Origin of the sequence: Sorangium sp. So ce1014 (genome assembly GCF_051521505.1) — a bacterium.
Lineage (GTDB): Bacteria > Myxococcota_A > Polyangia > Polyangiales > Polyangiaceae > Sorangium.
Window position 1 is genome coordinate 5,946,340 of sequence record NZ_CP150356.1, and the last position, 20,121, is coordinate 5,966,460.

General features: G+C 73.6%; 15 protein-coding genes. 11 read left to right on the plus strand and 4 right to left on the minus strand.

The genetic code is table 11. The features are described 5' to 3' along the window. Nucleotides 1-31 precede the first annotated feature (31 nt). On the minus strand, nt 32-1,984 hold the full coding sequence (locus tag WME75_RS22340) for a DUF6345 domain-containing protein (RefSeq protein ID WP_437494323.1): 1,953 nt from the start codon (nt 1,982-1,984) through the stop codon (nt 32-34). A gap of 231 nt (nt 1,985-2,215) precedes the next feature. Here WME75_RS22340 and WME75_RS22345 point away from each other — a divergent pair, with 231 nt between their 5' ends. The 8 genes from WME75_RS22345 (at nt 2,216) to WME75_RS22380 (ending at nt 10,981) form a co-directional block, all read left to right on the plus strand. Continuing rightward, nucleotides 2,216-3,328 carry a polyprenyl synthetase family protein gene (locus WME75_RS22345; protein WP_437494325.1) on the plus strand — a complete coding sequence of 371 codons (1,113 nt, stop codon included), beginning with the start codon at nt 2,216-2,218 and terminating at the stop codon, nt 3,326-3,328. Beyond that, the gene (gene mvk / locus WME75_RS22350) at nt 3,325-4,359 is read left to right on the plus strand and encodes a mevalonate kinase (protein WP_437494327.1); all 1,035 of its coding nucleotides are present in this window, start codon (nt 3,325-3,327) and stop codon (nt 4,357-4,359) included. The genes WME75_RS22345 and mvk overlap by 4 nt, the downstream gene beginning before the upstream one ends. Beyond that, entirely contained in the window at nt 4,356-5,369 is a 1,014-nt protein-coding gene (gene mvaD, locus WME75_RS22355; protein WP_437494329.1) for a diphosphomevalonate decarboxylase, read from the plus strand. The genes mvk and mvaD overlap by 4 nt, the downstream gene beginning before the upstream one ends. Beyond that, on the plus strand, nt 5,366-6,343 hold the full coding sequence (locus WME75_RS22360; protein WP_437494331.1) for a GHMP family kinase ATP-binding protein: 978 nt from the start codon (nt 5,366-5,368) through the stop codon (nt 6,341-6,343). Before mvaD ends, WME75_RS22360 begins: the two co-directional genes overlap by 4 nt. Nucleotides 6,344-6,827: 484 nt before the next feature. Further along, nucleotides 6,828-7,748 (plus strand): hypothetical protein, encoded by a 921-nt coding sequence (locus WME75_RS22365; protein ID WP_437494892.1) that lies wholly within the window; start codon nt 6,828-6,830, stop codon nt 7,746-7,748. 111 nt (nt 7,749-7,859) lie between these two features. Continuing rightward, nucleotides 7,860-9,113 (plus strand): AAA family ATPase, encoded by a 1,254-nt coding sequence (locus tag WME75_RS22370; RefSeq protein ID WP_437494894.1) that lies wholly within the window; start codon nt 7,860-7,862, stop codon nt 9,111-9,113. Beyond that, on the plus strand, nt 9,110-9,907 hold the full coding sequence (locus WME75_RS22375; RefSeq protein ID WP_437494333.1) for a hypothetical protein: 798 nt from the start codon (nt 9,110-9,112) through the stop codon (nt 9,905-9,907). Before WME75_RS22370 ends, WME75_RS22375 begins: the two co-directional genes overlap by 4 nt. A gap of 309 nt (nt 9,908-10,216) precedes the next feature. Further along, nucleotides 10,217-10,981, plus strand: coding sequence for a phosphoenolpyruvate--protein phosphotransferase (locus WME75_RS22380; protein WP_437494335.1), 765 nt, complete (start codon nt 10,217-10,219; stop codon nt 10,979-10,981). Nucleotides 10,982-11,111: 130 nt separating this feature from the next. On the opposite strand, the gene WME75_RS22385 is transcribed toward WME75_RS22380, so the two are convergent. Beyond that, entirely contained in the window at nt 11,112-11,357 is a 246-nt protein-coding gene (locus WME75_RS22385; RefSeq protein ID WP_437494337.1) for a hypothetical protein, read from the minus strand. A 117-nt stretch (nt 11,358-11,474) separates the two neighbouring features. On the opposite strand from WME75_RS22385, the gene WME75_RS22390 reads away from it, so the two are divergent. After that, on the plus strand, nt 11,475-15,626 hold the full coding sequence (locus tag WME75_RS22390) for a PAAR-like domain-containing protein (protein WP_437494339.1): 4,152 nt from the start codon (nt 11,475-11,477) through the stop codon (nt 15,624-15,626). Nucleotides 15,627-15,641: 15 nt separating this feature from the next. Here the strand turns inward: WME75_RS22390 and WME75_RS22395 are convergent, their stop codons facing one another. After that, nucleotides 15,642-16,583, minus strand: a complete 942-nt coding sequence (locus WME75_RS22395) for a hypothetical protein (protein ID WP_437494341.1) — start codon at nt 16,581-16,583, stop codon at nt 15,642-15,644. Between the two features lie 112 nt (nt 16,584-16,695). Between WME75_RS22395 and hisC the strand changes: the two genes are divergently transcribed. Further along, on the plus strand, nt 16,696-17,787 hold the full coding sequence (gene hisC / locus WME75_RS22400; RefSeq protein ID WP_437494343.1) for a histidinol-phosphate transaminase: 1,092 nt from the start codon (nt 16,696-16,698) through the stop codon (nt 17,785-17,787). Then, nucleotides 17,778-18,932 carry a tetratricopeptide repeat protein gene (locus WME75_RS22405; RefSeq protein ID WP_437494345.1) on the plus strand — a complete coding sequence of 385 codons (1,155 nt, stop codon included), beginning with the start codon at nt 17,778-17,780 and terminating at the stop codon, nt 18,930-18,932. Before hisC ends, WME75_RS22405 begins: the two co-directional genes overlap by 10 nt. Nucleotides 18,933-18,934: 2 nt before the next feature. Here the strand turns inward: WME75_RS22405 and WME75_RS22410 are convergent, their stop codons facing one another. Then, nucleotides 18,935-20,011 (minus strand): hypothetical protein, encoded by a 1,077-nt coding sequence (locus WME75_RS22410; protein WP_437494346.1) that lies wholly within the window; start codon nt 20,009-20,011, stop codon nt 18,935-18,937. Nucleotides 20,012-20,121 lie beyond the last annotated feature (110 nt).

Consider the following 20,121-nt stretch of genomic DNA (forward strand, 5'->3'; position numbering starts at 1 on the left):
GATCCAGGGATGAGCCTGGGCGACGCGGCGCTCAGGTAGGTCCGGCGATCCGCCAGAACCCGATCCTCGCGGCGCCCCGGAGGTCCGGGCCGACCGGGCCCTTGCCCCAGAAGTGATCGTCGTAGTTGGGGAGTGTCCAGTCCGGACCATAGACCCCCATCACCGCGTAGGTCACCTTGTCGTCGGGCTGGATCTCGATCGCCGTCGTCGCCCACGCCTGCCGCACCGGCGCCGGGCTCGCGTCGTCCAGCAGGTAGCTCGCGAACAGGGAGCCCTCGGTCGTGTCGTCGAACGACTCGGTCGCATACCCGAGCAGCAGGTGCAGGCCGTCGAACGCGCCCGACCACCGGGCACGCCACGCGCCCGCGTCGTCCTGCAGCGGGCCGCAGGCGGCGACCACCATCCACTCCAGGTTGGAGTTGCCCCAGTGAGCGTCGCTGAAGTGAAGGAACCGATCGTTCATGGCGCTGCAGAACATGAACCCGACGCCGTTCGCGTGCCCCGTATAGAACGTGAGATCGACCGAGTCCGCGAACGACGCGTCCTGACCCCCCAGCGCCGGATCCTTGAAATCGACCTCCCACGCGCGGAGCTCACCCCAGTTGAAGCGCTGCTGGACCCCCCCCGCCCGGAAGCCCTTCAGGAGCCCGTCGACGTTCGCCGCCGAATGATCGAGGCCGCCGCAGAGCCCGACCCACTCGGCGCCGACCATGGCGCGCCCCTCGTCGCCCGGAGACGGCGGGGACGGGCTCGGCGACGGAGGCGGGCTCGGCGCCGCGGGCCCCGCCGTGCGCGCGAACGAGAGCGGCCGCCCCGCCGTCGCGACAAGGCCGTCGGCGTCCGTGACATAGAGAGAGAGCGTCTCCGTCTCGCCGCGAAAGCCCGAGCCGCCCGGCGCGATCCGCACCGCCCTGCCGTCTGCGCCGGCCGGATCGAGCGAGCGCGCCGAGGATACCCACCTGTACGTGTAGGGAGCAGTGCCCCCGGCGACGCTCGCCTCCGCAGAGACGGTCTCGCCGTCCACACGCACGGTGATCGCGGCCCTCGGAGCGTCGACGACGGCCGGGACGATCACCTTGCGGACGTCCACCACCTCACCCCCGACGCGCCGCCTGGCGCTGCACACGAAATGGGGGAGGATCCGCCGCACCTCGCGGGAGAGCGGCGGCGCGTAATAGACGAGCTCCGGCTCGGCCGCGACCACCGCGCCGCCGCCCAGCGCGCGGGCGCACAGCGCCGGGGCCTCCGAGGCCGGGACAATCGCGACGTCCTCCCCGCGCTCGAGGTCGCGACGCGCGTAGATCAGGTGGGTCACGGCGCCCTCGGCGTCGAACGTCACCCGGACCTTGGCGCCGGGGCCGATCAGCCGGAGCCCCTCGGCCTGATCGCGAAAGCTCACTTGCGTGTCGAGCTCGGCCCGCGCCACGTGGCGCCCCTCGATGTCGATCGCCTCGAAGAGCGAGTGGCCCACGGCGATCTCGCGCCCGACGGGCAGGCGCGCGCCTTCCAGCGCGGCCCACGCCCGCGCCGCCGCGTCCGGCTCCGGGACGACGCGCAGCGCCGCGAGCGCCTCGAAATCCAGGGCGTCATCGCCCGGCGCCGTGGCGAAGCCGCGCTCGTCGCGGAACCCGGGCGCGGGCGGGCCGGCCTTCGTCGTGGGCAAGCGCTGGAACCGCGCGCGATCGAGGTAGCGAATCGCGCCGTCGGCCCCGATCGAGGCGCCGCCCCGGAAGTTCTCCTCCGCGAGCCCGAGCGCGCCGGCGAGCGCGGTCGCCCGCGCGACGTCGGCGCTCCGGCCGATCACGCGGTAAGCGGGCAGGAAGCTCGCCCTCGCCCACGCCCGCGTCAGAGCGGGCGCCGTGCCGGACGCACCGTCACCGGCGCTCTCCGGGAGATCCTCGCCGGCGTCGCGGCCGCTGCACCCCGCGACGCCGAGGGTCATGAGGAGAAAGATACCCAGCACCCCACCCGGTGATCTCTTCACGAAAGTCCCCCTTTCCCTGCGGTTGCGGCGAGGCTCGGCGCGCAACTCCAGAGGAGCGATCTCGCAGGGAGCCTGCGCGCGGCGCTCCCGGCCCGCGACGCGGCCCCCCCACATTGCAGGACCCAAGCCACCTCGGAGGCGGCGCGGAGCGGCGCGACTCACCGCGCTATTCGCCGTTTCTCGGCCGAGATTGACCGGCTCGCGCGCGGCTCCTAGGCTGCCGCGCATTCCATGACAGCGCACACGAAGGACGGAGAGAGCGCGCCCCGCGCCGGCGATCGGACGCTCGAGGGGACGGGGGATCCAGGCGCGCGCCTGTTCCTCGACTTCCTCTCCTCGATCCGCCCCCGCATCGAGGCCGCGCTCGAGCAGCGCTGGCGCGACAGGGTGAGCCACGTGCAGCGCTACGGCCGCGAGGTCGCGGCGATGGCCATGGAGGCGAGGAACCTCACCCTGCGCGGCGGCAAGCGGTTCCGCGCGGGCCTGCTCGTCGCCGCCTACCAGGGCGTCGCGCCGGACGCGCCGCTCGAGCCCGCGATCGACGCCGGCGTCGCGCTCGAGCTGCTCCAGACGTACCTGCTCATCCAGGACGACTGGATCGACGGCGACACAGTCCGGAGGGGGGACCGCACCGTGCACGTCGCGCTGACCGAGGCGCTCGGCGATCCGCACCTCGGGGCCTCGTCCGCGATCCTCGCGGGCGATCTCACGTGGGGCCTCGCGCTGAGCGCGCTCGCGGGCGCCGAGGCGCCGCCGGCGAGGGCGCTCGCGGCCGTGCGGCTGTTCTGCGCGATGCACGAGGACGTCGTGATCGGGCAGCACCTCGACGTTGTCGGGCGGGCCGAGGACGTCGAGCAGATGCACGCGCTCAAGACCGGCAGCTACACGGTGCGCGGCCCGCTCGCGCTCGGCGCCACGCTCGCCGGCGCGCCGCCCGAGACCGTGGCGGCGCTCGAGCGGTTCGCGGCGCCGGTGGGCGTCGCCTTCCAGCTGCGCGACGACCTCCTCGGCACCTTCGGGAGCGCCGCCGCGACCGGCAAGCCGGTCGGCAACGACCTGCGCGCCGGCAAGCGCACCGCGGTGCTCGCGTCGGCCGAGGGGCGCCTCGACGCCGCGGGCCGGAGCGCCGTCGAGCGAGCGCTCGGCCGCAAGGACGCGAGCGACGACGCCGTGGCGGCCGCGACGCTGGCGCTCGAGGCGTGCGGCGCGCGGCGCGCGGTCGAGGAGCGGCTCTCCGCCCTGTGCGGCGAGGCCGAGGCCCTCGGGCGGTCGCTGCCGGTGAGCGCGTCGGCCCGGCAGATCCTGTGCGGCGCGGCGAGCGCGCTCCGGTGGACAGGCGCATGATCGAGGCGCTCGGCCAGGCGTCCGGCAAGGTCATCCTGCTCGGCGAGCACGCGGTCGTGTACGGAGCGCCCGCGCTCGCCGCCGGCATCGAGCGAGGCGCCCGCGCGCGCGCGACGCGCGTCGACGCGGGTGTGGGCGACATGCGCGCGAGCGCGCTGCGGCTGGGCGGGCGCGAGCACGGCACGGCGCCGGCCGAGGGGGACATCGCGCACGCGTTCGCGGCCCTGCTCGACGCGCTCCCCGGCGCCGGCCCGGTGCGCGTCGAGGCGGAGAGCGACCTGCCGCCCGGCGGCGGCCTGGGGAGCTCGGCGGCGCTCGGGGTCGCGATCGCCCGTGCGGTCGCCGCGCTGGCGCGCGGGTCGCTCGAGGCCGCCGCGCCGGCCGCCTCCATCGCGCCGGCCGCGTTCACCGCCGAGGCCGCGGTCGCCGCGGCTGCCGCCTGGGAGCGCGTGTTCCACGGTAACCCGTCGGGCATCGACACGACGGCGGCGGCGCGCGGCGGGTGCTTCCGCTTCACCCGGGCGCACGGCGCGACCTCCGTCGCCCCGCGCGACGACCTCTGGCTGTGCGTGGGCTCGACGGGGGTGCCGTCGTCCACGCGCAGCATGGTCGAGCTCGTGGCGAAGCTCTTCGAGCGCAACCCCACGCTGGCCGACGCCTCCATCGCCGGCATCGCCGCGCTCGTCGAGAGCGCGGCCCTCGCGATCGAGGCGGGCGACGCGATCGGGCTCGGCCGGCTGATGGACATGAACCAGCTGCTCCTCGCCGGGATGTTCGTCTCGACCGAGGCGATCGAGACCCTGTGCAAGCTCGCGCGCGAGGCCGGCGCGCTCGGCGCCAAGCTCACCGGCGCCGGCGGAGGCGGCTCGGTCATCGCCCTGCTCCCGCCCCCTCGGCCCGGCGGCGGCGCGCCGGCGACGTCGAGCGGCGCGGCAGATCGCGTGCTCGCCGCCTGGCGCGACGCGGGGTACAGCGGCTTCGTGACCCGGGTGAAGGCGGGCACGAGGACGGGGGCGGAGGAGCAAGCATGAGCGCCGTGAGCCGGGCGACCGCGATCGCCCATCCGAACATCGCCCTCGCGAAGTACTGGGGCAAACGGGCCGACGGGCACAACCTGCCCGCCGTGCCGAGCCTCTCCGTGACGCTCGCCGGGATGACGACGACGACGGAGGTCGTCTTCGACCCGTCGCTCGATCGCGACGAGCTCCACCTCGGCGGCGCGGCCCTGCCGCCGGACTCGGGGGCGACGCGCCGGGTCTCCGGGCTCCTCGACCGGGTCCGCGCCGCCTCGGGGCGGCGCGAGCGCGCCCGCGTGGTCAGCCGCAACGACTTCCCCACCGCGGCGGGGCTCGCCTCGAGCGCGTCGGCGTTCGCCGCGCTCGCGCTCGCCGCGAGCGCCGCCGCGGGCCTGCCCACCGCGCCCGCCGTGATGAGCGACCTCGCGCGGAGGACCTCGGTCTCCGCCGCGCGCTCCGCGTTCGGCGGCTTCGTCGAGCTCCGCGCCGGGCGCCCCGGCGACGAGGCGCTCGCGGCGACGCCGCTCGCGCCCGAGGGGCACTGGCCGCTCGCGGTCGTGATCGCGGTGACGCGCGAGGGCCCGAAGGAGGTGGGCTCCAGCGAGGGCATGCGGCACACCGCGACGACGAGCCCCTATTTCCCCGCCTGGGTCGACGCCGCGCCGTCGCTCTTCGACGTGGTCCGCGCGGCGGTCCTCGCCCGCGACTTCGCCGCGCTCGGCGCCGCGGCCGAGGCGAGCGCCCTGTGCATGCACGCCTCGAGCATCGCCGCCTCGCCGGGCCTGCTCTACTGGACCGGCGCCACCGTCGAGGTGATCGCCGCGGTGCGGAGTCTCCGGGGCCAGGGCACGCCGGCGTTCTTCACCATCGACGCCGGCCCGCACGTGAAGGTCTTCACGGCGCCCGAGGCGCAGGCCGCCGTGGAGCGTGCGCTGCTCGCCGTCCCCGGCGTCCTCCGCACCATCTCGGCCGTCCCCGGCGGCGGCGCCCGCCTCGCGCCTCCGGCGGGGGGCGCGGGCGCGTGATCGTCCGGGCGCCTGGCAAGCTCGTCCTCTCGGGCGCGTACGCCGTGCTCGAGGGCGCGCCCGCGCTCGTGGCCGCGGTCGATCGGTATGTCGTCGCCGATCCGGCGCGCCGGGTCGACCTCGTCACGGAGGAGGTCCAGGCGGCGATCGACGCGGGCGCGCTCGACCGGGCGGTGTGGTTCGACGCGTCCGCGCTTCGTTCGTCGGCGCCGGCCTCGCCGGGCGCGCCGCCGTCCGGGGCGAGCCGCAAGCTCGGCCTCGGCTCGAGCGCGGCCATCCTCGTGGCCACCCTCGCGGCGCGCGCGGCGGCGTCCGCGCCGGCCGCGGCGTCGCCCGGCCGGCCGATGCCTGCCTGGGACGTCCGCGCGCTCTTCCTCGCCGCGCTCGCGGCGCACCGGCGGGCGCAGGGCGGGGGCAGCGGCGTCGACGTCGCGGCGAGCGTCCACGGCGGCGTGCTCTGCTGCCGGCTCGGGCCGGACGGCGAGCTCGCTGTGACGCCGCACGCGCTGCCGGGCGGGCTGGCGATCGAGGTCTTCGCGAGCGACGCCTCGGCGCGCACGAGCGCCATGCTGGAGCGCGTGCGTGCGCTCGCCGCCCGCGAGCCGGCGGCGCACCGCGCCCTGCTGGACGCGGCCGCCGGGGGCGCACGCGCGGCGGTCCTTGCCGCGGACGCCCGCGCGCTCGTGGCCGCGCTGGCTCGCCAGGTCGATGCGCTCGCCGAGCTCGGCGACCGCGCGGGCGCGCCGATCGTCACCCCTGCCCTCGCGCGCCTCCGCCCTGCCGCGGCCGCCGAGGGCGCGGCGCTCGCGCCGAGCGGCGCCGGCGGCGGCGACGTCTCCCTTTACGTCGGCGGCGCGCCGCCCTCGGCGGCATGGCTCGCGGCAGCGCGCGCGGCCGGCCTCGAGCGTGTGCCCATGTCGCTCGGCGCCCCCGGCGTCCACGTGCTGGACGCAGCTCCTCCGCCGCACGCCTGAGCGCGCCCCCTCGTCGATCGTGCGCCCCGCGGTGTCGCGGCGCTTGGCACGGAGCCCGCTCTGCTCGCTCCGGGATCGACCGCGGCGCTGCGCTCCGGCGACGCACCGCGGGCCTTCGCGAGGCCTTCGAGAGGCCAAGAGCGAGACAAGCATGAGATTCGTGGAGCTCGTGATGCCGCAACGCCGCCATAAAATATTGAATTTTCATGGAGTTACCGTGTGGTCAGCCGATGAGCGCGGCGGGCACCGGGTCCTCCGGGGCAGGCTTGGCGGGCTGGGGGTCGCCGGCGGGGGTTCGGCGAGCGTGAGCTGTGTTCACAGCGCGCCGGCGCGGGGCGCGCGTTTTCGCGCCGAGCGCCTGGCCGGCTGTGTCGGCCGCGGGGGGTGGTGAACGGGGCGGGGTGGCACGAGGACCAGAGGACCAGGTGGTGAGGAGGGGGGCTCCATGACGACGTGCGATCGAGAGCTGTGCCGATTGGAGGATGTGCTTGGCGCCGGCATGGCCGAGTCGCGGGCGACGCTGGCCGCGTTCGGCGTCCAGGTCGCACCGCTGCGGAGGCGCACCGCGCGCACCTACCTGGGGCGGGTGATGGTGCACCCGTACAACCTGCTCGTCGTGGGGAGCGTGCTCCTCCTGAGCTTCATCGGCTGGAGCCCGCTCCTCTTGCTGTTCGGCCTCGGGGCGGAGCTCGTGATCCTGTGCATCATCCCCTGGCGCGGCTACTTCCGCCGCAGCATCGACGCGCAGCTCGACGAGGCCGATCGGGCGGCGTGGTCGCGGGCGCGCGAGTCGCTGATCCGTCAGATGGACATCCGGCACCAGCAGGAGCTCGCGCGGCTCGACCGGCTGATCGATCGCACCCGCGAGAACATCCGTCGCCGCGGCGGCTCCGTCCCGCTGTTGCTCGACGACGGCTTCGGCCTGAGCCGCCTGCTCATGAGCTACATCCGCCTCGCGATCGCGCACAAGGCCGGCCAGGAGTCGCTCGCGATGACGAACCACACCGAGCTCATGGAGACGATCCGGTCGCTCGAGGCGCTGCGGAGCACGTCGGCGGGGCGCGCGCGCGGGCTATCCGAGCGGCGGCTTTCGATCGCCTACCGGCGGGCCGAGTGCTGGAGCCGTACCCGCGAGGGGCTCGAGGTGGTGTCGCAGAAGCTCGCGACGATCCTGGAGCTCATCCAGCTGATGCACGAGCAATCGATGACGCCGGTGGATTCGCCGGCGACCTGCGCGGAGATCGACCGGTTCATGCGCGAGCTCGACGGCTTCGACAGCGGCGAGAGCACGCAGCGCGAGCTCGAGGAGCTCGACCTGGACATGGACAGGGCGTTCGAGCTGGAGGAGCTCGAGGCCGAGCACTCCCAGCACAACCGCCCCGCGATGCGCCTGGTCGCGCGCTGACGGCGGCGGGTCGGCCGGAGTGACCGCCCGGCGATTCGGGGCTGCTGTCCGGCGCTGCGCGCAGGCAGCCGCGGTTGACGGCACAGCGCGGCCGGCTAACGTCGGCGCGTGATGCTGAAGCTCAGGCGACTGCGGATCGACAAGTTCCGGGGCGTGGCACCGGGCACGGAGCTCCGGTTCTCGGACGGCCTCAACGTGCTGCTCGGCCAGAACGGGACCGGAAAGACGACGCTGCTCGAGCTGATCTCGATGGTCGTGCGGTCGGATTTCAGCAGCCTCGCCCGGGAAGAGTTCGCGGTCGAGTACGAGCTCGCGGTGCCGGGAGAGGCGACGGTGCTCGTTGCGATCGGCAACAAGGAGCAGACGAGCTTTGCAGAGACAACGCCTCGCACCCCGATTGACCTATCGGAGCACTGGCGCCCTGCTGCGGACGTCACGATCGAGGATTCGTCCTCTGGAACTCGCCGCCGCATCCGGTACGACGTCGAGCGTGGACTCACGATCGGAGATAACCGGCCGATCGGAGGGGGTCGGGAGCTCTCATGCCTCAACGCAGGATTCCTTTGGAGCTACATGCTGGAGACTCCCGAATTCATGGGCTCCATCTTCGACAGGGTCTTCGCTGGGAGCTCCGCGCGGCGATTCGACGAGTCACTGGAGCTGTTCACGTGGCTAGCGGGGCCGAGTGACGCTCACGAGAGGGTCGTCATTCGTCGAGAAAAGGAGCTGATAGCTGGAGCTGGCTCCGTTCTCCTGCCGGAGCCCCTCCTCCGACAGCTGGCGCCGATGTACGAGCGGTCAAGATCTGACTACACCTTCAAGCACGCTGATCTGGACTTCCTTGCCACCATCAAGGGAATCATGGGATTCGACGCCGCCGAGCTGAAGGTGGACGTGACCGAACGGCACCCGTGGGGTGAAGATTCCGAATACGTGACGCTCGGGGGTCTCGTGTTCCGGTTCTGGTGGGAGGGCGGTGAATTCATCACCCACGCGCGCCTGAGCTACGGGCAGAAGCGCCTGCTCACCTTCTTCTATTACCTCGCCTGCAACGACGACATCGTCATCGCCGACGAGCTCGTGAACGGCCTGCATCACCACTGGATCACGGCGTGCGTCGAAGCTATCGGAGAGCGTCAGGCGTTCTTGACGAGCCAGAACCCGCTCCTGCTCGACTACGTCCCCATCACCTCGCCCGAGCAGGTCCACCATAGCTTCGTGCTCTGTCGCGGCGAGCGGCGCGGCGGCAGACCGGCCTGGAGCTGGGCGAACATGAGCGACGAGGACGCCGGGGAGTTCTTCGCCGCATACGAGGTCGGCGTCGAGCACGTGAGCGAGATCCTGCAGTCGCGAGGGCTGTGGTGAGCTCGGAGGGAGCCCGCCTCTCGATCGTGATCCTCACGGAGGACAGCGGTGAGGAGGGTCGCGCGACCGTCGAGGCGCTCGTCGGCCGGATGCTCGATCTCGTCGTTCCCGGCTACGGACGCCATCGCGTCGACTTCCTCCCGAGCGAGCCGAAGGAGGAGGAGGCGATGCGCGGCAATGTCTGGAAGACCGACGGCAAGAACCCGCGCGAGCACGAGCGACGCGTCCGGCTGCTGAGGTACATCGCGCGCAAGCTCCTGTCGCCCGGCACGTTCGTGATCTTCCATATCGATGGGGATCGGCCGTGGGCCGAGCGAGACACCAGCGAGAACATCGCGAAATTCGACCGGAAGGTCGTCACGCAACTGCCGCAGGTCGTCGACCGCGGTCGCGCCAATGCGCCTCGGACCAGGCTACGAACCAAGGGCGACGCCGAGCCGCCTGCTCCCGTACTGCAGATCGAGCATCTTCTTCTCGTCTGCCCGTTCCGGAGCATCGAGGCGTGGCTCTACCAGAACGTTCGACGCGCGAGCGAGATCTGCCGCCGTGAGCACGGGGGCCGCCACGTCGGAGACATCGAGGCATGGGAGGGAAAACGTGCGGAGCTCGATGAGCTGCCCGCGCCCGACCAGGCGCTGTGCCTGAAGAAGGCACACAACATGGAGCTCGCATCCCGTGGGTTTCCCGCGCAGCTCGCCTATGACGTGAGGAAATCGTTCGCCGCGAGCGTGGATCGCATGGGTCGGTGCGGCGCGCTGCGCGCTGCGCTCGAGCGCACGCGCGGCTGGGAATGACGCGGCCGCTGCACCTGGCGCGCCGCCGACGGCGAGAATGACCTCGAGCGCGTCGCCGCGCCGGCAACGCTGGCTGGTGTTCATCGTCGCGTCGCCGACGCGCCCCGGGGGCCCACCGCCGCGTCGCCGACGCGCCCCGGGGGCCCACCGCCGCGTCGCCGACGCGCCCCGGGGACCCACCGCCGCGTCGCCGACGCGCCCCGGGGACCCACCGCCGCGTCGCCGACGCGCCCCGGGGACCCACCGCCCCCATGGACGCAATGCTGCCCCGCGCTTCCACGCCCGCTCGGCCGTGATACCACCGCCATCATGAGAAAAGCCGCGTTTCTCGCCCGCCGGCTCACGCCGGCCGGGTGCATCATCGCAGGTACAAAGCTCGCCGCTCATCGAGAGGTGCTCAGATCCAGGAAGACCAAGCTCGCCCCCAAGGTCGACGCAGCGGTCCAGTCCGTCATCGCGCGCACCGAGGCCGTCGAGGCGCTCGGGAGCACCGACGCCACCATGACGGAGATCGACCGCGGCGCCGACCGGTGCATCTCCGCCTTCGGCGCCCAGCTCGACGGCATCGAGCGCGCCTTCGACCACGACGACATCCTGCCGGTGGGCCATGAACAGGCCGCGCGCCGGGCCGACGCCGCGCTTGTGCGCTCGGAGGTGCTGTCGTCGGGAACGGGCTTCGTCAAGCTCGTGTACTCCCAGCAGTGGGTGCGCATGAACGCGCTGGTCAAGGCGCTCGACGGCAAGGGCGTGAAGGCGGCGGTGGAGCGCCTCGGGCTCGGGGCCGAGGTCGATCGCCTCCGCAGCTGGACCGCGCTCTACGGCCAGAAGCTCGGCGTCACCGAGGCGAAGGGCGCGGATCCGGCGATCAAGGCGGTGGAAGCGTGGCACGAGGCCTACGGCACCCTCATGGTGCACGTGCACGCGGAGTACGACGACGACACGGACGAGACGCACGCGCTCGTCCGCGACCGCCTCCTCTCGCCCTACGAGGACGCGGCGGAAGAAGAGCGGCGCGCCGAACGGGCCCGCGCCGCCAGCGCCAGGAAGAAGAACGAACCCGAGCCGATCGTCTAGCTAGAGCACCGTCCGCTTGAAGATCGAGAATGAGCCACAGAGGCGCAGAGGACAGAGAGAGAGAACTGGACGTGCCATTCCCCCGCCCGCATCGAGGGCGTCGAGCACGCGCGCCATGGTGCGGTAGAGCTCACGCCGGAACATCGAGCACGCTCCCGAAGCGGTGAATGAGCGCCCGCACGAACGCGGCCTCCTCGCCGGAAAGATCGGCCGTCACGCCGCGATTCCGCCACCCGCGCTCGTAGCGCTGGAGCATCTCGATGGCGGACAGCTCACGCCAGCGGGCGTCGAACCACGACAGGCTCTCCAGGAAGGGGAGATCCTCCGGTACGACGAGGTCGGCAGCCGCGCCGCCTTCGGGGTTCATGGCGCTCATCGCTCGGGGAGTATACCGCTCCCTCGATCCCCTCCCCCACGCTCGCGACGACGGTGGACTACAGGGACGAGCGCGCGGTTGTGGCCGCCTCCCCGCCCGTGAGAGCATGCCAGGGCCATGGGTAAGGTCACTGCCCTCCACCTGGACACCATCACGGAGAAATCCGGACACCAGATGACCGGCATGGCCGTCAGCGTGTGCCTGACCCCGGCCGCGCCCAGCCCATTGCCCATCCCCTACCCGACCATGGGCACCGTCGCCGAGGGGATCATCGACCCGTGCATGCGCACGAAGATCGAGGGCGCGAAGATCCTCACGGTCGGCGGCTGCATGAAGGCGTGCCACGGCAACGAGCCAGGCACGCTCAAGGAGGTCGTCAGCCTCAACACCGGCGGGCCCTGCTTCCCCTGGCTCGGCGCGCCCAACGTCCTCATCGAGCTCGGCATGGCCGGCATCACCGGCAGCATGGGCCAGATGAACAAGAGCATCACCTTCGGCGCCGGCGCGAACGCCAGCAACGCCGCGGGAGGAGGCGGCGGCGGCGGGGGAGGCGGCGGCGGCGCCGGAGGACCGGGCGGCGGCGGGCCACAGGGCGGGAGCAACGCCGGCGGCGGCGGCGGCGGGAGCGGCCAGGGCGCCGGGCCACCGAGCCCGCCGGCGCCGCCGGGCGCCGAGGGCCAGGCGGCCGCGGGCCACCCGATCGACGTCGTGACCGGGACGCTGTTCACGATCCCGGCCGTCGACTTCACGCTCCCCGGGTTCCTCTGGGTGCAATGGGTCCGCACCTACAGCACCTCGGCCGTGCGCCACCGCTGCGGGCTCGGCTGGGGCTGGTCGCACAGCCTCGCCTGGCGCGCCGAGCGCAACGGCGATCGCCTCGCCCTCATCGACGACCAGCAGCGCCGCACCGAGATGCCGCTGCCCGGGGCCGACGAGGCGCTGCTGCTCCCCCACGGCCGGAAGGTGCTCCGCGACGGCGAGACGATCGTCGTCGACCTGGACGACGACCTCGTGCGGGTCCTCCGGCCGACCGCGGATCCAAGGGCGTATGCGCTCGTCGAGCTGCGCGATCGCTTCGGCAACGCGGCCCACATCGACTGGGACCAGGACGAGATCGTGGCCATCACGGACTCGGTCGGCCGCCGCGCGGCGCTCTCTCGCGAGGGGAACCTGCGGATCTGGACCGTCGCCGTCACGGACGAGGACGGCCAGGAGCACCGGCGGCGCCTCGTGACCTACGAGCTCGATGGCCGGGGCGACCTCGTCCGGGTGATCGACGCGGGCGGCGCCGAGACCCGGTTCAGCTACGACGAGGAGCATTACCTGCTCTCGGAGGCGCGCCCCGATGGGGTCGTCTTCCATTTCGTGTACCAGGACGTGGGCGGCGAGCGGCGCTGCGTCGAGACCTGGGGCGAGATCCCGGGCGCGGACCTCCTCGCCGCGCTCGGCGATCCCGACGGGCGTGCCGGCGGCAGTGCGCGCGGCATCTTCCACACGCGCATCGCGTACGGGCCCGGGCCTCACCAGGCCGCCGTGACGGACGCGCTCGGCCACGTGCACCGTTACGAGGGCAACGCGCTGGGGCTCGTCGAGCGCTACGTCGACCCGCGCGGATACGCGATGCTCTTCAGGTACGACGCGGTCGGACGGCTCATCGCCGTCACCGACGGCGCCGGCGTCACGCAGCGGCGCCATTACGACGCCTCCGGCCGGCTCTCGTCCCTCAGCGACGGCAGCGGCACGGTCCGGTACCTGATCGACGCGGAGCGACAGGGGGTCACCACCCTCGCCCCCGACGGGACCCGATCCACCGCGCGGCGCAGCCATGGGCGGGTCGTCGAGCTCGAGGACGCGCGCGGCAAGACGACCGCCGAGTACAACGGGCGCGGCAAGAACACGAAGATCACGTACCCGAGCGGCCTCACGGACACGCTCGAGTACGACGCGCACGGCAACCTGATCCGCTACGCCCAGGGAGAGCGCGTCTGGGCCTACGTGTACGATCTGCTGGGCATGCCGGTGCGCATCGAGTCCCCCGGCGGCGCGGCGACGACGCTCGAGTACGACTCGTCGGGGAACGTCGTCGGCGTCGTCGGGCCGAGCGGGCAGCGCACCGAGCACGCCTTCGACGGGCTCAGGCTGTGCACGGCGACGTCGTACCCCGGCGGCGGTCGCGCGCATTACCGCTACGTGGCCAGCGCGCTCGTCGAGCAGACGCTGCCGGACGGCTCGCGCTGGCTCATGGGCTACGACGCGCTCCTCCGGCTGCGCTGGATGCAGAACGCCGCGGGCGAGCGGCGCACCTTCGTCTACGACGCGTCCGGCAACCTCGCCCGCGAGACGACGTTCACGGGCCTCCAGTACCGCTACGAGTACGACGGCGCGGACCGGCTCGCGTCGATCCTCCGGCCCGACGAGTCGCTCGTGCGGCTCGCGCGCGACGGCGCGGGCCACGTCGTCGCGCGGGAGCACTCCTCCGGCCTCATCGAGCGCTTCGAGTACGACGCCCTCGGGCGCGTCGTGGGCGCGACGAACGGCGCCTGCACGACCGAGCTCGCGTACGACGATCGCGGCGCGATCCTTCGCGACACCCAGACCTGCGGCGGCTTCAAGTTCGTCACGAGCTACGACTATGACGAGGGCGGCAAGCTCGTGGGGCGCAGGTACTCGTCCGGCTGGCGCGTGACGCTGGAGCACGACGCCCACGGGCGGGTCACGGCGATGGGCGTGGGCCAGCCGGACGCCGCCGAGCGCTTCGTCTTCGAGCGCGACGCGCAGGACGGCGAGCGCGCCCGCCAGCGCGAGGGCGGGATCGGGGCCATCTTGACCCGGCGCAACGCCGAGGGGTTTCCCGTGGAGGTCCGGGTGGAGGGCGCGCCGGGGGAGGTCGTCCGGGCCCGCGCGTACCGCTGGCACCCGACCGGGGCGCTGGCCGCCGTGATCGACACCGAGCGCGGCGAGCGCCGCTACGAGCTCGACGCGCACGGGCGGCCCGTGGAGGCGCGCGGGCTCGGCGTGACGGAGTCGTTCTCCTTCTCGCCGCACGGCACGGCGATGCCGCGGGGCGAAGGGTCGGTCGGCGCCGGCGGGCGGCCGCTCGCGCTGGGCGATCAGACCCTGTACTGGGACCGGCTCGGCCGGCTGGCGGGCCGGGACGCGCCCGATCCGCAACGCACGTGGCGGTACACGTTCGACGACAACGACCGGCTGACCGAGGCCGTGCGCGGCGACGGGCTGAAGGTCCAGTACATCTACGACGCGCTCGGCCGCCGCGTGGCCGAGATCGTCGGCCAGGGGAGCACCTGGTTCGGCTGGGACGGCGACAGCATCGTCGAGGAGCGCACGGCGAGCGGGCAGATCACGCGCCGTGTCTTCGACACGCCGGGTCACATGCCGCTGCTCGAGTCGCAGGGCGGAGCGAGCTTCCGCCTCGTGGCGACCGACGCCGCAGGGACGCCGTGGCTCTACCTCGACGCGGCCGGCCAGGTCACAGAGATCGATCTGACCACCTGGGGCGAGGTCGCGCACCGGCGCGGCGAGCCGGGCGCGCTCCGCTTCGCCGGGCAGCGCGCCGACGAGCTCACCGGGCTCCACTACAACCGGTACCGCTACTACGCGCCCGACCTGCGCGTGTTCATCACGCCGGATCCGATCGGCGTGTCGGGCTCGCTGCAGGAGATCGGCTTCGTCCCGAACCCGACGCTCTTCATCGACCCGCTCGGGCTGCTCACGATCATCACGGCCTCGAACGATCCCAAGCTCCACAACGCGTACTATTCGCAGTACGCGGCGAAGTACCCGGGCGCGACGATCCTCAAGCCGAACCAGGTCGTGCCAGGGAGCCTCAAGGGCGAGACCGATGTCGTCGTCGACACGCACGGCTGGCCTGGCAGCGTCGAGTGGGCGGGGAAGAAGATCTCGGGGGCGCAGCTCGCGGACAAGCTGAACGCCGCCGGGTTCAACGGGAGCATGCCCGGCACGCGCGTGGACGTCGTCACGTGCAACGGCGGGACGAAGCCGAGCACCTTCGGCCGGAGCGTCGCGCAGGCCGTGGCGGACCGGACCGGGGCGACCACGTCCGGCGCGACCGCGAAGGGCATTCCAGGGGTGGCCTCCGCCGGGCAGCTGGGCAACGTGGGCGCCTCGGGGCTGGTCAGCGGGATGCCCACCGGCCTCGGGTCCGGCAGCGCCCCAGGCAACCTGCACGTCAACGGCGGTGGCCACCTGATCTCGGACGTCAAACCGCGCTGGTACACGTTCGGGCAGTGACGGGCGGCCTGCCGCTCAGGGCGCGCCGGCGGTCGCGCCCTCCAGCGCCTCCGGCGCCGCGATCCAGGCGGCGAGCCGCACCTCGTCCTGCGGCGGCGCGCCCAGGACGACGACGAGGAACGGGCCGTCGCAGACGAAGGGGCGCTCGTACATATCGCCGCGCCCGAGGGTGATCGGCCCGGGCCCGATCGGCGGGAGCGCGTCCCAGCCCAGGCGGAAGTGGACCGCGTGGCGTGCGTCGCCGATCCGGGGACCGTCATCCCCGCCTGCGAGCGGCTTGCCGATGAGCTCCTCATGGGCGCGGATCGCGCACAGATCGAGCGGGGGGATCCGCAGCGCGCAGCTCCGGTCGAAGGGCTTCGCGCCGAACCATCTCCCGCGCCAGCTCCGCGACCTCCGCACAGCCGCGACGACCTCCGCGACGGCGGCCCCGAGCGTCTCGGGGCGCGGGCATCGCGCGACAACGACCCGCTCATCGTCCCTGGCGTCGAGCTCGATCACGAAGTCATCGAGGTCGCGGTGGCGATGCACCACGAGCTGCGCCGCCGCCCGCGACCACGTCGCGTCGTCGACGTCCTTCCAGAGCCCGAAGACCGGCACGACGCGCTCGCCGAAGAAGACGCCCTCACGCTGGCTGGCGAAGGGCGATACGAACGACAGGCGCACGAACGAGAACGCGTACGCGCCGACGACGTCTCCGGGCGCGCTCTCCGGCAGGGCGCCGTCAGGGAGGGGGCCGAACCTGCGCGCCACCTCCTCCGCCACGTCCCGGAGCGCTTCTGCTGCCGTGCCGACGCGCGCGACCGACCAGGGCACCTCGGCGGCGCGCCGCACGGCGAACGCCTTCCCGTCTCGCTCCTCCAGCGGGAAGTCCGGCGAGAAGATCAGGTTCAGGTCGGGAACGATGGGGGACGACAGCGACGGCACGAGCACGGTCGCACGGCGGATCGTGGGCATGAGATCACCTTGTGTCGCACGTCGAGATGTTCCCGGTCAGGCGCGGGTAGTATACCGCTCCCCCAGCTCCCCTCCTCAGCTCCCCGCGCCCGCGACGACCGTGGACCGAGACATGCCGCTGCCCGATTTTCTCTCTGCGCTGCTCCGTCCGGAGCTCGCCGAGCTCCACGCCTACACCCCGGTCGCGGGTCACTTCCCCGTGCGCCTCGACGCCAACGAGAGCCCGCCGCTGCTCTCGGCCGAGGCGCGGGCCGCCCTCGCGCGGGCCGCGGCGCCCGAGGACTGGGGCCGCTACCCCGACGCGCGCCTGCTCGAGCTCCGCGAGGCCATCGCCGCCCGCTGCGGCGCCGAGACCGACGAGGTCCTCGCCGGCGTCGGCTCCGACGAGGTGATCTCGATCGTCCTCACCGCGCTCAGCCGCCCGCGGCCCGACGCGCACGCGGCGAGCATCGTGACGACCAGCCCCACCTTCGTCATGTACAAGCTGAGCGCGCGCGCGCGGGGCATGCGCGCCGTCGAGGTCCCGCTCGACGCCGGCTGGGATCTCGACGTGGCAGGCCTCGTGCGCGCCGTCGAGTTCGCGCGCCCGAACGTCGTCTTCATCGCCTCGCCGAACAACCCGACGGGCGCGCTCATGTCGGAGGACCGGCTCGAGGCGGTCATCGCCGCGGCGAAGGACGCCCTCGTGATCATCGACGAGGCGTACATCGACTTCGCCCCGCGCGACCAGCTCGCCCTCTGGCGCAAGCACCCGAACGTCGCCGTGCTGAGGACGCTCTCGAAGATCGGACTCGCGTCGCTGCGGGTCGGCTGGCTCCTCGGCGACCGGGCGCTCGTGGCCGAGCTCGACAAGGTCCGCCAGCCCTACAACCTGCCCGTCCCGTCGCAGCGCGCCGCCACCTGCGCCCTGCAGGAGCTCGGCGACGAGCTCCGCCGCGCCGCCGCGACCGTGATCGACGAGCGGGAGCGCCTCGCGCGCGGCCTGACCGAGCTCGGCCTCTCGGTCGCGCCGAGCCACGCGAACTTCCTCTGGGTCGGCACGCGCCGCCCCGCCGGGGAGGTGTTCGAGGCGCTCGCGGCGCGCGGCGTCCTCGTGCGCAGCTTCCACGCGGCGGGCGGGCGCCTCGCGCACCGGCTGCGCATCACCGTCGGCCTCCGCGAGGAGAACGATCGCCTCCTCGCCGAGATCGCCGCGTGCGCGTAGCCCTGCCGCGCTCCGCCGCGTGGCTCGCGGCGCTCGCGGCGCTCTCGCTCGGCGCCGGCTGCGCCGCGCCCCGGGTCGCGCGCTCGGTGGACGGCCAGATCATCGAGGGCCGCCAGATCCGGCCGTACGCGTACGCGCTGTACGCCATCGGCGCCGAGGCCGAGGCGCGCGGCAATCTCGCGACGGCCCTGCAGGCGTACGAGCTGGCGGAGGACAGCGATCCCGAGAGCGCGGACATCTGGACCCGGGTCGGGTCGGTGCGCTGCCGCCTCGGCCGCCCGGAGGCGGCGGACGACGCGTTCGAGCGCGCCCGCGCGATCGATCGCGACTACGAGCCGGCCCACCGCGAGCAGGCGCGCTGCGATCTCGCGGCGGGGCGGCTTCTGGCGGCGCTCGGGCGCGTCGACCGGGCGATCCTGCTCGATCCGGATCGCGACGACGGCATCCTGCTCCGGGCCGAGATCCTGCGGCGGCTCGGCCGGACCGAGGACGCGCGCCTGTCGTTGCGGGCGCTCCTCGTGCGTCGCCCCGGGTCGGCGGACGCGTGGCGCGAGCTGCGCGCGGTGGCCCTGGCGGCCGGCGATCGCGCGGTGGCCGAGGAGGCCGCGCGGCGCCTGCGCGAGCTCGCGTCGCGGAGGGCTGCCGCCTCCGGGCGGCCGCTGTCTCCCCGGGGGCCGCTGGCCGAGCTCGACGAGGCGCTGGTCCTGGGGCAGCTGCGGCGCGCCCGCCGGCTGGCGCGCGACGCGGAGCTGCCGCCCGCCGAGATCGCGGTGCGCGCGGCCGCCCTGGGCCGCGGCGCCGAGGCCCGCGAGCAGGCCGAGCTCGTCTCGGCGGCCGACCCGGCGAGCGCCTCGGCGCTCGTCGCGCTCGCGGTGGCGGCCGATCTGGGCGGCGATCTCGAGGCGCTGACCCGCGCCTGCGACGCGCTCCACGCGCCTGCGGGCGGCGGCGCCGCGGTGCCCCCCTCGCGGCTCGCCCGGCTCCTGTTGGCCGAGCTGCTCTTCCGTCGCGTCGGCCGTGACGCCGCGCTCGTCTGGCTCGGCCCGCTGCCGCCCCCCGCGCCCGGCGCCCGCGATCCGCTGTCGCATGCGATCGAGCAGCGCGTTCACCGCGAGCTCGCAGGGGGCGCGCCGGCCGCGCCCTGAGCTCACCGCGACGGCTTCGCGCTCTTCTTCTTCTCGTTGTGCTTCTCGAGATCGAAGTTGAGCTCGAAATCGAGCGTGTTCTCGCCCTCCTTGATCTCGATCTCCTTCTTCACGTCCTGCTCGATGGCTGGCAGGAGCGCGGCGGTGAGCACCTTGCCGACGGGGATGCCCTTGATCTCGAACTTGCCGTCGAGGCCGGTCACGTCGTGGGTCGCGAACTTGAGCACGAAGACCTCGGCCTTGAGGAACGGCTTCGGCATCTTGTCCACGAGCTGGTAGTAGCCCGGCTGCGGGGGGTGGAACGGCACGGCTTCGCCTTGCGGCATGGCGACGAGGACGGCCATGAAGGGGGCGCCCTCGAGGTTGGGCATGTAGGGCTCCAGCGGGTCGAGGTTCGCGACCTCGATCCGCTGGCCGAAGGTCATGGCCACGGTCCGGGTCGAGAACGCGCAGCCGTGGATGGTCACCTTCTCTGCCTCCTCGCGCTCGGGCACGTGACCGCTGTAGTTGACGACCGTGACGAGCGCGTCGGCGACGGCGTTCTGCTGCCCCACGCGGAACAGCCGCCCGTAGGTGGCCGCTGCCTCACCGCACTTGCCGGTCGGGAAGCTGAGCCCCGTATCCGGCGGCGGATCTCCCTTGATGGTGACCCGTCCTCGCAGCGTCCCCGTGGGCCCGCTGTACGGCGCTCGCCCCCGCGGGTTCATCACCTTCAGCACCGTTTCCGAGGTCAACGAGATCGTGGACGCCGCGGCCGGCGCCGCCTGCGCGCTCCCCGCTGCGCTGGCGCTCGCCGCCCCCCCCGGCGCCGCGCTCGCTGCCGGCGCCGCGCTCCCAGCGGCCGCCGCGCTCGCCGCCGGCGCCGCGCTCCCCGCGGGCGAGCCTCCGCCCGTGTTCCCCCCCTGACACCCGAGCGCCCCGAGCAGCGCGACGCTTGCCGCCCGCATCCGCCAGTTCCCCGCCATCCTCTGCATCTTCTCACCGTTCCGCATCGGCGCCGACTTTAGCAACTCGCGCGCCCCGCGCAGCACCACGTATTCGCTGCAGAAGGACGCGAGCGCCGCTGGCGCCGGTGCCATCGTTGCCAAGTCAGTTGGCAGCGCGCAGCGCGCAGCGCGCAGCGCGCAGCGCGCGGCGCACTGCCCCGCGCCGCGCGCCGCGGCTCTGCGAAGGCGGTAGGCCCTCGGCG